The organism is Enterobacter oligotrophicus (genome assembly GCF_009176645.1).
Taxonomy (GTDB): Bacteria; Pseudomonadota; Gammaproteobacteria; order Enterobacterales; family Enterobacteriaceae; genus Enterobacter; species Enterobacter oligotrophicus.
In genome coordinates, this window is record NZ_AP019007.1 from 3291974 (window position 1) to 3306387 (window position 14414).

Here is a 14414-nt window from a genome sequence, read left to right on the forward strand (position 1 = left end):
TCATGGCAGATTACCAGGGTAAAAAAGTCGTTATCATCGGGTTGGGCCTCACGGGCCTTTCCTGCGTGGACTTTTTCCTTGCGCGTGGCATCACGCCGCGCGTGATGGATACGCGTGTCTCTCCGCCGGGTCTGGACAAGCTGCCGGAACAGGTTGAACGCCACCTTGGTGGTCTGAATGATGACTGGCTGCTGGCAGCCGATCTGATTGTTGCCAGCCCAGGTTTGGCCCTGGCGCACCCTTCGCTGAGCGCTGCGGCGGATGCTGGCATAGAGATTGTCGGGGATATTGAGCTGTTCTGTCGCGAAGCGCAGGCACCGATAATCGCCATTACCGGTTCGAATGGTAAAAGTACCGTCACTACGCTGGTCGGTGAGATGGCGAAAGCCGCAGGTATGAACGTGGGTGTGGGGGGCAATATCGGCCTGCCTGCGCTGATGCTGCTGGATAAGGGCTGCGAGCTGTACGTACTGGAGCTTTCCAGCTTCCAGCTGGAAACGACCTCCAGCCTGCATGCCGCCGCGGCGACGATCCTCAACGTAACTGAAGATCATATGGACAGGTATCCGTTTGGTCTGCAGCAGTATCGCGCCGCTAAGCTGCGCGTTTACGAAAATGCCAAAGTCTGTGTGGTGAACGCCGATGACGCGCTGACCATGCCGGTACGTGGGGCGGATGAACGCTGCATCAGCTTTGGCATCAACATGGGTGATTACCATCTGAACCGTCAGCAGGGCGAAACCTGGCTGCGCGTGAAAGGTGAGAAAGTGCTGAACGTGAAAGAGATGACGCTTTCCGGCCAGCATAACTACACCAATGCCCTGGCGGCGCTGGCGCTGGCGGATGCGGTGGGCTTGCCGCGTTCTTCCAGCCTCAAAGCCCTGACCACCTTTACCGGTCTGGCGCACCGTTTCCAGCTGGCGCTGGAGCATAACGGCGTGCGCTGGATTAACGACTCCAAAGCCACCAACGTGGGTAGCACTGAGGCTGCCCTGAACGGTCTTCACGTTGAGGGCACGCTGCATCTGCTACTTGGCGGCGACGGCAAGTCGGCCGATTTCTCCTCGCTGAAGCAATACCTCTCCGGGGACAACATTCGTCTTTACTGTTTTGGTCGTGACGGCAGCGAACTGGCTGAACTGCGTCCTGACGTGGCCGAGCAAACCGAGACCATGGAGCAGGCGATGCGCCTCATTGCCCCGCGCGTTAAGCCAGGTGATATGGTGCTGCTCTCGCCTGCCTGTGCCAGCCTCGATCAATTCAAGAATTTCGAACAGCGGGGCGATCTCTTTACCCGCCTGGCGAAGGAGTTAGGCTGATGCGTTTATCTCTCCCTCGCCTGAAAATGCCGCGCCTGCCAGGATTTGGCATCCTGGCGTGGCTGTTTGCGGCGCTGAAAGGCTGGGTGATGGCTTCGCGGGACAAGGATTCCGATAGCCTGATCATGTACGACCGCACGTTGTTCTGGCTTACGCTGGGGCTGGCGGCGATCGGCTTTATCATGGTCACCTCGGCGTCGATGCCTGTCGGGCAACGTCTGGCTAACGATCCGTTCCTGTTTGCCAAGCGTGACGGGCTGTACATCATTCTGGCGTTCTGCCTGGCGATGATTACCTTACGTTTGCCAATGGCCTTCTGGCAGCGGCACAGTACGGCGATGTTGATTGCATCGATCATCATGCTGCTGATCGTGCTGGTTGTCGGTAGCTCCGTAAACGGGGCATCGCGCTGGATTGCGTTTGGTCCGCTGCGTATTCAGCCAGCGGAATTCACCAAGCTGTCGCTGTTCTGCTACCTGGCGAACTACCTGGTGCGTAAAGTTGACGAAGTGCGTAACAACCTTCGCGGCTTCTTAAAGCCGATGGGCGTGATTCTGGTGCTTGCGATCCTGCTGCTGGCACAGCCCGACCTCGGTACGGTGGTGGTACTGTTTGTCACCACGCTGGCGATGCTGTTCCTGGCGGGCGCGAAGCTGTGGCAGTTCATCGCCATCATTGGGATGGGGATTTCGGCGGTCGTGCTGCTGATCCTTGCCGAGCCTTACCGTATCCGCCGTGTGACATCTTTCTGGAACCCGTGGGAAGATCCGTTTGGCAGTGGCTACCAGTTGACGCAATCGCTGATGGCGTTTGGTCGCGGCGAAGTCTGGGGCCAGGGCCTGGGCAACTCCGTACAGAAACTGGAGTATTTGCCTGAGGCACACACCGACTTCATCTTCTCCATTATTGGGGAAGAACTGGGTTATATCGGTGTGGTATTGGCACTATTAATGGTATTCTTCGTCGCTTTCCGCGCCATGTCGATTGGCCGGAAAGCGCTGGAGATCGATCACCGCTTCTCGGGTTTCTTAGCCTGTTCAATTGGTATCTGGTTTAGCTTCCAGGCACTGGTCAACGTCGGGGCCGCAGCAGGTATGCTGCCGACCAAGGGTCTGACGTTGCCGTTGATCAGCTATGGTGGTTCGAGTCTGTTGATCATGTCGACGGCCATCATGTTTTTGTTACGCATAGATTATGAGACACGTCTGGAAAAAGCCCAGGCGTTTACACGAGGTTCACGATGAATCAACCGAAGCGGTTAATGGTGATGGCAGGCGGTACAGGTGGACATGTGTTCCCTGGGCTGGCGGTTGCGCACCATTTAATGGATCAGGGCTGGCAGGTACGCTGGCTGGGAACCGCAGATCGCATGGAGGCTGATCTTGTACCGAAACACGGTATTGAGATCGACTTTATTCGTATTTCCGGTCTTCGGGGCAAAGGCATCAAGGCCCAGTTGCTGGCACCTGTGCGAATTTTTAACGCATGGCGTCAGGCGCGTTCCATCATGAAGCGCTTTAAGCCTGATGTGGTGCTGGGGATGGGGGGGTATGTTTCCGGTCCAGGCGGGCTGGCGGCGTGGTCACTGGGCATTCCTGTTGTACTGCACGAGCAGAACGGTATCGCCGGTTTGACCAACAAATGGCTGGCGAAAATTGCCACCAAAGTGATGCAGGCCTTCCCAGGTGCGTTCCCTAAAGCGGACGTCGTGGGTAACCCGGTGCGCGTGGACGTGCTGGCGCTGCCGCTGCCGGACGTTCGCCTGAATGGCCGTGAAGGGCCGGTACGTGTGCTGGTTGTCGGTGGATCTCAGGGGGCGCGCATTTTAAACCAGACGATGCCGCAGGTTGCGGCAAAACTGGGTGATGCCGTGACGATTTGGCATCAGAGCGGAAAAGGCGCGCAGCAGACCGTTGAGCAGGCTTACGCCGAGTCGGGGCAGCCGCAGCATAAAGTTACTGAGTTTATCGACGATATGGCTGCAGCTTATGCCTGGGCCGATGTCGTGGTTTGCCGCTCTGGCGCACTGACGGTGAGCGAAATTGCCGCCGCCGGTTTGCCAGCACTGTTTGTGCCGTTCCAGCACAAAGACAGACAGCAGTACTGGAACGCGTTGCCGCTTGAGAAAGCCGGTGCCGCGAAAATATTCGAGCAGCCACAATTTACCGCCGATGCGGTCGCCACCACTCTGGCGGGCTGGAACAGAGACGCATTGCTGGAGATGGCCCAACGCGCACGCGCGACCGCTATCCCGGATGCGACGGAACGGGTGGCAAAAGAAGTGAGCCTGGCAGCCCAGGCTTAACCCTCGCAGCGCGTGTTGCGCTGCACGAATTTTAAGTAGTCGATGGCGTTTAGAGAATGAATACACAACAACTGGCAAAACTGCGTTCAATCGTGCCCGAGATGCGTCGCGTTCGGCACATTCACTTTGTCGGCATCGGTGGTGCTGGCATGGGCGGTATTGCCGAAGTGTTAGCTAACGAAGGCTATCAGATCAGCGGGTCTGACCTGGCACCAAACCCTGTTACGCAGCAGTTAGCGTCGCTTGGGGCGACTATCTATTTCAACCATCGCCCGGAAAACGTGCGCGATGCGAGCGTGGTTGTAGTATCCAGCGCCATCTCTTCTGATAACCCGGAAATCGTTGCTGCGCATGAAGCGCGCATTCCGGTGATCCGCCGCGCGGAAATGCTGGCGGAACTGATGCGTTTCCGTCACGGCATCGCGGTTGCCGGTACGCACGGTAAAACCACGACGACGGCGATGGTTTCCAGTATTTATGCCGAAGCGGGTCTTGACCCAACGTTTGTTAACGGCGGGCTGGTGAAAGCGGCAGGCGTTCATGCGCGTCTGGGCCACAGCCGTTACCTGATTGCGGAAGCGGATGAGAGCGATGCGTCGTTCCTGCATCTGCAGCCGATGGTGGCGATTGTCACCAATATCGAAGCTGACCATATGGACACTTACCAGGGTGACTTCGAGAATTTAAAACAGACCTTTATTAACTTCCTGCACAACCTGCCGTTTTATGGGCGCGCGGTGATGTGTGTGGACGATCCGGTCATTCGCGAGCTGTTGCCGCGCGTCGGGCGTCAAATCACCACCTATGGCTTCAGCGAAGACGCTGATGTGCGTGTGGAAGATTACAGGCAGACAGGTGCTCAGGGGCATTTCACCCTGGCGCGTCAGGATAAAGAACTGCTGCACGTTACGCTGAACGCCCCCGGACGCCACAATGCCCTGAATGCCGCCGCCGCGGTCGCCGTGGCGACAGAAGAAGGCATTGATGACGACGCAATCCTGCGCGCACTGGAGAGCTTCCAGGGCACCGGGCGTCGTTTCGACTTCCTCGGCGAATTCCCGCTGGACGCGGTGAACGGTAAATCAGGCAGCGCCATGCTGGTGGATGACTATGGCCACCACCCAACCGAAGTGGACGCGACGATCAAGGCGGCGCGTGCGGGTTGGCCGGACAAACATCTGGTAATGATCTTCCAGCCACACCGTTACACCCGTACCCGCGATCTGTATGACGATTTCGCCAGTGTACTTTCACAGGTGGATACGTTGCTAATGCTGGATGTTTATTCAGCGGGCGAAACTCCGATTCCGGGGGCAGACAGCCGTTCTTTGTGTCGTACCATTCGTGGACGCGGTAAAGTGGACCCTATTTTGGTTTCTGAACCCGCTCAGGTGGCTGAGATTCTGGCTCCGGTATTGACGGGCAATGATTTGGTTCTGATTCAGGGTGCGGGAAATATCGGCAAAATCGCCCGTACCTTAGCTGAAATCAAACTGAAGCCGCAAACTCAGGAGGACGAGCGTCATGGCTGATAAGATTGCGGTCCTGTTTGGCGGCACGTCGGCTGAACGTGAGGTTTCCCTTAACTCAGGCGCGGCTGTACTGGCGGGCCTGCGTGAAGGCGGTGTGAATGCGCACCCGGTCGATCCTAAAGAGGTTGATGTCACGCAACTGAAAGCGATGGGCTTCGATAAAGTTTTTATCGCGCTGCATGGGCGTGGTGGCGAAGATGGAACCTTGCAAGGGCTGCTGGATTTAATCGGCATGCCATACACCGGTAGCGGCGTAATGGCATCGGCCATTTCGATGGATAAACTGCGCAGCAAACTGCTGTGGCAGGGAGCGGGGCTGCCCGTTGCGCCATGGGTTGCGCTGACGCGCCGTGAGTTCGAATTGGGCCTACAGGACAGCGTTAATGCACGCATTGCTGAGCTGGGGTTACCGGTTATTGTTAAGCCAAGCCGCGAAGGGTCAAGCGTCGGGATGTCCAAAGTCGACAAAGCTGACGATTTATCTGCTGCTTTAACGCTGGCATTTCAACATGATGAAGAAGTTCTGATTGAAAAATGGCTCAGCGGGCCGGAATTTACCGTCGCGATGCTTGGCGAAGAAATTTTACCGTCAATTCGTATCCAACCGGCCGGAACCTTCTATGATTATGAGGCGAAGTATCTCTCTGATGAGACGCAATATTTTTGTCCTGGTGGTCTTGAAGCTGAGCGTGAAGCCGATTTACAGGCTCTGGTGCTGAAAGCCTGGAATGTCCTGGGATGCCGTGGCTGGGGACGCATTGATGTGATGCTCGACAGCGATGGGCAATTTTATCTGCTGGAAGCGAATACTTCTCCAGGCATGACCAGCCACAGCCTTGTGCCGATGGCGGCGCGTCAGGCGGGGATGAGCTTCTCGCAGTTAGTCGTACGTATTCTGGACCAGGCGGGCTGATATGTCTCAGGCTGCATTGAACACGCGCAACCGCGATGACGAGGAAGAATATTCCTCTTCACGCCGGAGTAATGGAACGCGTCTTGCAGGGATTATCTTCCTGCTCGGGGTGCTGTGCACCGTGTTTATCAGCGGCTGGATGGTGCTGGGCTGGATGGAAGATGCGCAGCGGTTACCGCTCTCGAAGCTGGTGGTAACGGGCGAGCGCCACTACACGCGTAACGATGATATTCGCCAGTCGATTCTGGCGCTGGGATCGCCTGGCACCTTTATGACGCAGGACGTCAATATTATCCAGAGTCAGATTGAACGACTGCCATGGATAAAACAGGCGAGTGTAAGAAAGCAATGGCCTGATGAATTGAAGATTCATCTGGTTGAATATGTGCCCATTGCGCGTTGGAATGATCAGCACATGGTAGACGTAGACGGAAATTCCTTCAGCGTCCCGGCCGATCGTGTCAGCAAGCAGAATTTACCGATGTTGTATGGCCCTGAGGGCAGTGAAAACGAAGTATTACAGGGTTTTCGCGAAATGGGCCAGGTGCTGGCGAAAGACAGGTTCACGTTAAAAGATGCTGCGATGACGGCGCGCCGCTCATGGCAACTGACGTTAACGAACGGCATTAAGCTCAACCTGGGTCGCGGCGACACAATGAAACGTCTGGCGCGTTTCGTAGAACTTTACCCGGTTTTACAGCAGCAGGCGCAGACGGACGGCAAACGGATAAGCTACGTTGATTTGCGCTATGACTCAGGCGCAGCAGTCGGTTGGGAGCCGGCTCCGGTCGAGGAACCTAATCAGCAACAGAATCAGGCACAGGTACAGGCAGAACAACAATGATCAAGGCGACGGACAGAAAACTGGTAGTTGGACTGGAGATTGGCACCGCGAAGGTTGCCGCTTTAGTAGGGGAAGTTCTGCCCGACGGTATGGTCAATATCATTGGCGTGGGCAGTTGCCCGTCCCGTGGTATGGATAAAGGTGGGGTAAACGACCTTGAGTCGGTGGTGAAATGCGTTCAGCGCGCCATCGATCAGGCTGAATTAATGGCAGATTGCCAGATCTCCTCTGTCTATCTGGCCCTCTCTGGCAAGCACATCAGCTGCCAGAACGAAATCGGTATGGTGCCGATTTCCGAAGAAGAAGTGACGCAGGAAGACGTTGAGAATGTTGTGCATACGGCGAAGTCCGTGCGCGTGCGCGATGAGCATCGTGTACTGCACGTGATCCCGCAGGAATATGCGATCGACTATCAGGAAGGGATCAAGAACCCGGTCGGTCTTTCCGGCGTGCGTATGCAGGCAAAAGTGCACCTGATCACATGTCACAACGATATGGCGAAGAACATCGTAAAAGCCGTTGAACGTTGTGGCCTGAAAGTTGACCAACTTATTTTCGCCGGTCTGGCCGCAAGCTATTCCGTGCTGACCGAAGATGAACGTGAACTCGGCGTCTGTGTGGTCGATATTGGTGGTGGTACAATGGATATGGCCGTCTATACAGGCGGTGCGCTGCGCCACACCAAAGTGATCCCTTATGCCGGGAACGTGGTGACCAGCGATATTGCTTACGCCTTTGGTACGCCACCGAGCGATGCAGAGGCGATTAAAGTGCGCCACGGCTGTGCGCTGGGTTCTATCGTTGGCAAAGATGAGAGCGTTGAAGTGCCGAGCGTGGGCGGGCGTCCGCCGCGCAGCCTGCAGCGCCAGACGCTGGCAGAGGTGATTGAGCCGCGTTATACCGAGCTGCTCAACCTGGTCAACGAAGAGATTTTGCAGTTACAGGAACAACTTCGCCAGCAGGGTGTTAAACATCATCTCGCGGCGGGGATTGTATTAACCGGCGGGGCAGCGCAAATTGAAGGTCTTGCGGCCTGCGCTCAGCGCGTGTTCCATACGCAGGTGCGTATTGGTGCACCGCTGAATATCACCGGTTTAACGGATTATGCTCAGGAGCCGTACTATTCAACGGCAGTGGGCCTGCTTCATTACGGGAAAGAGTCCCATTTGAGTGGTGAAGCAGAAGTGGAAAAACGCGTATCGGTGGGGTCGTGGGTCAAACGACTGAACACCTGGTTGCGAAAAGAGTTTTAATTTTTTTAAGAGACCGGAGAGAATTAGCGGTCTCGGGCGACAGGCACAACGGAGAGAGAAATTATGTTTGAACCTATGGAACTGACCAACGACGCGGTGATTAAAGTCATCGGCGTCGGTGGCGGCGGCGGTAACGCCGTAGAGCATATGGTGCGCGAGCGCATTGAAGGCGTTGAATTCTTTGCGGTTAACACCGATGCACAAGCACTGCGTAAGACGGCTGTTGGCCAGACGATTCAGATTGGCGGTGGCATCACCAAAGGTCTGGGCGCTGGGGCTAACCCGGAAGTCGGTCGTAACGCGGCTGAAGAAGATCGTGAAGCCCTGCGTGCTGCACTGGAAGGTGCGGACATGGTCTTTATCGCAGCGGGTATGGGCGGCGGTACAGGCACGGGTGCTGCACCTGTTGTCGCTGAAGTGGCGAAAGATTTAGGTATCCTGACCGTTGCTGTCGTGACCAAGCCTTTCAACTTCGAAGGCAAGAAGCGTATGGCATTCGCGGAACAGGGTATTACCGAGCTGTCCAAACACGTGGACTCTCTGATTACCATTCCGAACGACAAACTGCTGAAAGTGCTGGGCCGCGGTATCTCTCTGCTGGACGCCTTTGGCGCAGCCAACGACGTGCTGAAAGGCGCGGTTCAGGGTATCGCTGAACTGATTACCCGTCCTGGCCTGATGAACGTTGACTTTGCAGACGTGCGCACCGTGATGTCTGAAATGGGCTATGCGATGATGGGCTCTGGCGTGGCGAGCGGTGAAGACCGTGCAGAAGAAGCGGCTGAAATGGCGATCTCTTCTCCACTGCTGGAAGATATCGATCTGTCTGGTGCGCGCGGCGTGCTGGTCAACATTACCGCTGGTTTTGACCTGCGTCTGGATGAGTTCGAAACCGTGGGTAACACCATCCGTGCGTTCGCCTCTGACAACGCGACCGTAGTTATCGGTACTTCCCTTGACCCGGAAATGAACGACGAACTGCGCGTGACCGTTGTTGCGACCGGTATCGGTATGGACAAGCGTCCTGAGATCACTCTGGTAACGAACAAACAGACTCAGCAACCGGTCATGGATCGTTACCAGCAGCACGGTATGTCTCCACTGACTCAGGAGCAGAAACCGGCCGCGAAAGTGGTTAACGATACCACTCCGCAAACGGCGAAAGAGCCAGATTATCTGGACATCCCGGCGTTCCTGCGTAAGCAAGCTGACTAAGAATTGGCTGGAATTTGGGGATTTGCGCTCTTTGTGCTAAACTGGCCCACCGTTAGTGATATACACTCTCGGTTGGATAAGTAATTTGGCGAGATTATACGATGATCAAACAAAGGACACTTAAACGTATCGTTCAGGCGACGGGTGTCGGTTTACATACCGGCAAGAAAGTCACACTGACGTTGCGCCCTGCGCCGGCCAATACCGGGGTCATCTATCGTCGCACCGACTTGAATCCACCGGTAGATTTTCCGGCCGATGCCAAATCTGTGCGTGATACTATGCTCTGTACTTGCCTGGTGAACGAGCATGACGTGCGGATTTCTACCGTAGAGCACCTGAACGCCGCCCTGGCGGGTCTGGGTATCGACAACATTATTGTTGAAGTCGATGCGCCAGAAATCCCGATCATGGATGGTAGTGCTGCACCGTTCGTCTATTTGTTGCTGGATGCCGGCATCGAAGAACTGAACTGCGCGAAGAAATTTGTTCGCATCAAAGAGACCGTTCGCGTCGAAGATGGCGACAAGTGGGCTGAATTCAAACCGTACAATGGTTTCTCGCTGGATTTTACCATCGATTTTAACCATCCGGCGATTGATGCAAGCACCCAGCGCTATGCGATGAACTTCTCTGCTGATGCGTTTATGCGTCAGATCAGCCGTGCTCGTACTTTCGGCTTTATGCGTGATATCGAATATCTGCAGTCCCGCGGCCTGTGCCTGGGCGGCAGCTTCGATTGTGCCATCGTTGTTGACGATTATCGCGTACTGAACGAAGACGGCCTGCGTTTTGAAGATGAATTCGTTCGTCACAAAATGCTGGATGCGATCGGCGACCTGTTCATGTGTGGTCACAATATCATTGGTGCATTTACCGCGTTCAAATCCGGTCATGCGCTGAACAACAAACTGTTGCAGGCCGTCCTGGCAAAACAGGAAGCCTGGGAATATGTGACCTTCGAAGACGAAGCTGAACTGCCGCTGGCATTCAAGGCTCCAGGCCTGGTCCTGGCATAACGGTTTAAGCCGTTTCGTAAAAAATCGACTGGTTAACCTGGTACTCTCTCCGACCAGGAAGGCCAGTCGTTTTTATTTTTACCCTTCTTAGACTTACCTCTGCTGTTTCTGGCCTCTGTCGGGTGCAGGAAATCTGTGCGTTAGCTGCATTCTTGACCGTTTTTCCCCACTGCAGTACGTCATTACTGCTGCTGTGCATTGGCTTTAGTGGTAATATCTGAGCGCTAAAAAAATAACTGAACTCAGCCTGTGCAGGGCTGGCTTATGTGGTGGAGCAGGTGAGCGGAATACTGACGCGCTGGCGACAATTTGGCAGACGTTACTTCTGGCCGCATCTCTTATTGGGGATGGTCGCGGCGAGTCTCGGCTTGCCTGCGCTCAGCAACAGCGCTGAAGCGGCAACACCGGCGAAGACCACTACATCCAAACACGATCTCAACACGCGAGTTAATTTTACTAACCTCGCGTGGCTTGAAGCTAATCGCCGTCCGAATTTCTCGGTTGATTACTGGCATCAACACGCCATCCGCACCGTTATCCGCCATCTCTCCTTTGCGATGGCACCGCAGACGATGCCTGTGGCAGAAGAGACGCTGCCGGTTCAGGCTCAGCATCTTGCCTTACTGGATACGCTTAATGCGCTGCTCACGCAGGACAGTCAGCCGCCGGTAATGGTTCGCCAGACGGCGCAGCTTGCTTTCATTGCTCCTGTCACATTTTCTGTCTCGACATGGATAAGCCAGGTTCACGGCATCCGTGCCGGACCGCTACGCCTCAGCTAAATTAACGCTTTTTCAATACCTTAATTTATCTGCCCATCTGGGGCGTTTGAGAATTTATTATGTTAATCAAATTATTAACCAAAGTTTTTGGTAGTCGTAACGATCGTACTCTGCGCCGCATGCGCAAAGCTGTTGCCGTCATTAACGGTATGGAACCGGCGATGGAGAAGCTCTCTGATGACGAGCTGAAAGCGAAAACGGCGGAATTCCGCGCGCGTCTGGAAAAAGGCGAAACGTTAGAAAGCCTGATCCCGGAAGCGTTCGCGGTGGTGCGCGAAGCAAGTAAGCGCGTGTTCGGTATGCGTCACTTCGACGTTCAGTTGCTGGGCGGTATGGTGCTCAACGAGCGCTGCATCGCGGAAATGCGTACCGGTGAAGGTAAAACCCTGACCGCAACGCTGCCGGCCTACCTGAACGCACTGACCGGTAAAGGCGTTCACGTTGTTACCGTCAACGACTATCTGGCACAGCGTGACGCCGAAAACAACCGCCCATTATTCGAATTCCTCGGCATGACCGTCGGTATCAACATGTCCGGCCTGCCAGCGCCAGCCAAGCGTGAAGCGTATAACGCGGATATCACCTATGGCACCAACAACGAATACGGCTTTGACTACCTGCGTGACAACATGGCGTTCAGCCCTGAAGAGCGCGTGCAGCGTAAACTGCACTATGCGCTGGTGGATGAGGTTGACTCCATCCTGATCGATGAAGCGCGTACCCCGCTGATCATCTCCGGCCCGGCTGAAGACAGCTCCGAGATGTATCGCAAAGTCGACAAAATCATTCCGCATCTGCTGCGTCAGGAGAAAGAAGACTCCGATACCTTCCAGGGTGAAGGCCACTTCTCCGTGGATGAGAAAGCGCGCCAGGTGAACCTGACCGAACGCGGTCTGGTGAAAATCGAAGAGCTGCTGGTGGCTGAAGGCATCATGGAAGAGGGTGAGTCTCTGTACTCACCGAGTAACATCATGCTGATGCACCATGTGACGGCGGCGCTGCGTGCCCACGCGCTGTTCACCCGTGACGTCGACTACATCGTGAAAGACGGTGAAGTCATCATCGTCGATGAACACACCGGCCGTACCATGCAGGGTCGTCGCTGGTCTGACGGCCTGCACCAGGCTGTTGAAGCCAAAGAAGGCGTGGATATTCAAAACGAAAACCAGACGCTGGCCTCTATCACCTTCCAGAACTACTTCCGTCTGTATGAGAAGCTGGCGGGGATGACCGGTACAGCAGATACCGAAGCGTTTGAATTCAGCTCTATCTACAAGCTGGATACCGTGGTCGTTCCAACTAACCGTCCGATGATCCGTAAGGATATGCCGGATCTGGTGTATATGACCGAAGCGGAAAAAATCCAGGCGATCATCGAAGATATTCGCGATCGTACCGCCAACGGCCAGCCGGTGCTGGTGGGGACCATTTCCATCGAGAAATCCGAAGTGGTTTCTAATGAGCTGACCAAAGCGGGCATCAAACACAACGTCCTGAACGCCAAATTCCACGCCAAAGAAGCAGACATCGTTGCGCAGGCGGGTTATCCGGCAGCGGTCACTATCGCCACCAACATGGCGGGTCGTGGTACGGACATTATGCTCGGCGGTAGCTGGCAGGCTGAAGTGGCGGAGCTGGAAAACCCAACGCCGGAACAGATTGCTCAGATCAAAGCGGATTGGCAGGTTCGTCACGACGCGGTGCTGGCATCCGGTGGTCTGCATATTATTGGTACAGAGCGTCACGAATCTCGCCGTATCGATAATCAGCTGCGTGGTCGTGCAGGCCGCCAGGGTGATGCGGGTTCGTCCCGTTTCTACCTGTCTATGGAAGATGCGCTGATGCGTATTTTCGCCTCCGACCGTGTTTCCGGCATGATGCGTAAACTGGGGATGAAACCAGGCGAAGCGATTGAACACCCGTGGGTTACCAAAGCGATCGCTAACGCACAGCGTAAAGTGGAAAGCCGCAACTTCGATATTCGTAAGCAACTGCTGGAATATGACGATGTTGCCAACGATCAGCGTCGTGCGATCTACACCCAGCGTAACGAACTGCTGGACGTATCCGACGTGAGCGAAACCATCAACAGCATTCGTGAAGATGTCTTTAAGGCGACCATCGACGGCCATATTCCACCACAGTCTCTGGAAGAGATGTGGGATATCGAAGGCCTGCAGGAACGTCTGAAAAACGACTTCGACCTCGATCTGCCAATCAAAGAGTGGCTGGATAAAGAGCCTGAGCTGCACGAAGAAACCCTGCGCGAACGTATCTACGAAACCGCACTGGACGTCTACAAGCGTAAGGAAGAAGTGGTTGGCGCAGAGATGATGCGTCACTTCGAGAAAGGCGTAATGCTGCAAACGCTGGATTCTCTGTGGAAAGAGCACCTGGCGGCAATGGACTACCTGCGTCAGGGTATTCACCTGCGTGGTTATGCGCAGAAAGATCCGAAGCAGGAATATAAGCGCGAGTCCTTCTCCATGTTTGCGTCTATGCTGGAGTCACTGAAATATGAAGTGATCAGCACGCTGAGCAAGGTTCAGGTACGTATGCCAGAAGAAGTAGAAGCGATGGAGCAGCAGCGTCGTGAAGAGGCTGAACGTCTGGCGCAGATGCAACAACTGAGCCACCAGACGGATGAGAGCGAAGCCGCTGCGGCGATTGCGGCGCAGACTGGCGATCGCAAAGTGGGTCGTAACGATCCGTGCCCATGTGGTTCCGGTAAAAAATACAAGGCGTGCCACGGGCGTCTGAGCTAAGTTAATAACAAATCAAAAAGGCGCAGAAATCTGCGCCTTTTTTATGGAAGCGACAGAATGAAAACACTGCAAATTGCCGTCGGGATTATTCGCAACCCGCAAAATCAAATCTTCATCACCCAGCGCGCCGCGGACGCCCATATGGCGAATAAGTGGGAGTTTCCGGGCGGAAAAATTGAGTCAGGCGAAACGCCGGAACAGGCGCTGGTGCGTGAGCTTCAGGAAGAGGTCGGGATTACGCCGCTTGGCGCAACGCTGTTTGATAAGCTCGAATACCAGTTTCCCGATCGTCACATCACGCTGTGGTTCTGGCTGGTAGAAAGCTGGGAAGGCGAACCGTGGGGGAAAGAGGGACAACCGGGTAACTGGGTTGTGCTTCAGGCGAGTGATGCTGAAAAATTCCCGCCTGCCAATGAGCCTGTGATCCTGCGGTTAGCTGCACAACAGTAGGCCTGCTAAGCGAAGCG

General features: G+C 55.1%; 12 protein-coding genes. All 12 read left to right on the forward strand.

Going from position 1 to position 14414, the window contains the following annotated elements; genetic code table 11:
• The first annotated feature begins 2 nt into the window (after positions 1–2).
• Positions 3–1319: a UDP-N-acetylmuramoyl-L-alanine--D-glutamate ligase gene (gene murD / locus EoCCA6_RS15785; RefSeq protein ID WP_152083448.1), complete on the forward strand. Its 1317-nt coding sequence runs from the start codon at positions 3–5 to the stop codon at positions 1317–1319.
• A complete protein-coding gene (gene ftsW / locus EoCCA6_RS15790) occupies positions 1319–2563 on the forward strand; it encodes a cell division protein FtsW (RefSeq protein WP_152083449.1) in 1245 nt (414 codons plus the stop codon). Before murD ends, ftsW begins: the two co-directional genes overlap by 1 nt.
• A complete protein-coding gene (gene murG, locus EoCCA6_RS15795) occupies positions 2560–3624 on the forward strand; it encodes an undecaprenyldiphospho-muramoylpentapeptide beta-N-acetylglucosaminyltransferase (RefSeq protein ID WP_152083450.1) in 1065 nt (354 codons plus the stop codon). Before ftsW ends, murG begins: the two co-directional genes overlap by 4 nt.
• A 56-nt stretch (positions 3625–3680) precedes the next feature.
• Positions 3681–5156 (forward strand): UDP-N-acetylmuramate--L-alanine ligase, encoded by a 1476-nt coding sequence (murC, locus tag EoCCA6_RS15800; protein ID WP_152083451.1) that lies wholly within the window; start codon positions 3681–3683, stop codon positions 5154–5156.
• The gene (locus EoCCA6_RS15805) at positions 5149–6069 is read left to right on the forward strand and encodes a D-alanine--D-alanine ligase (protein WP_152083452.1); all 921 of its coding nucleotides are present in this window, start codon (positions 5149–5151) and stop codon (positions 6067–6069) included. Before murC ends, EoCCA6_RS15805 begins: the two co-directional genes overlap by 8 nt.
• A gap of 1 nt (position 6070) precedes the next feature.
• A complete protein-coding gene (ftsQ, locus tag EoCCA6_RS15810) occupies positions 6071–6913 on the forward strand; it encodes a cell division protein FtsQ (RefSeq protein WP_152083453.1) in 843 nt (280 codons plus the stop codon).
• Entirely contained in the window at positions 6910–8166 is a 1257-nt protein-coding gene (ftsA, locus tag EoCCA6_RS15815) for a cell division protein FtsA (protein ID WP_010426970.1), read from the forward strand. The genes ftsQ and ftsA overlap by 4 nt, the downstream gene beginning before the upstream one ends.
• 63 nt (positions 8167–8229) lie before the next feature.
• Complete coding sequence (gene ftsZ, locus EoCCA6_RS15820) at positions 8230–9381, forward strand: cell division protein FtsZ (RefSeq protein WP_152083454.1); 1152 nt, start codon at positions 8230–8232, stop codon at positions 9379–9381.
• Between the two features lie 101 nt (positions 9382–9482).
• Positions 9483–10400 carry a UDP-3-O-acyl-N-acetylglucosamine deacetylase gene (gene lpxC, locus EoCCA6_RS15825; RefSeq protein WP_013095578.1) on the forward strand — a complete coding sequence of 306 codons (918 nt, stop codon included), beginning with the start codon at positions 9483–9485 and terminating at the stop codon, positions 10398–10400.
• Positions 10401–10678: 278 nt separating this feature from the next.
• Complete coding sequence (gene secM / locus EoCCA6_RS15830; protein WP_167515547.1) at positions 10679–11182, forward strand: secA translation cis-regulator SecM; 504 nt, start codon at positions 10679–10681, stop codon at positions 11180–11182.
• A 59-nt stretch (positions 11183–11241) separates the two neighbouring features.
• Positions 11242–13947 (forward strand): preprotein translocase subunit SecA, encoded by a 2706-nt coding sequence (secA, locus tag EoCCA6_RS15835; RefSeq protein ID WP_152083455.1) that lies wholly within the window; start codon positions 11242–11244, stop codon positions 13945–13947.
• Between the two features lie 57 nt (positions 13948–14004).
• Complete coding sequence (gene mutT / locus EoCCA6_RS15840) at positions 14005–14397, forward strand: 8-oxo-dGTP diphosphatase MutT (protein WP_152083456.1); 393 nt, start codon at positions 14005–14007, stop codon at positions 14395–14397.
• Positions 14398–14414: the final 17 nt, after the last annotated feature.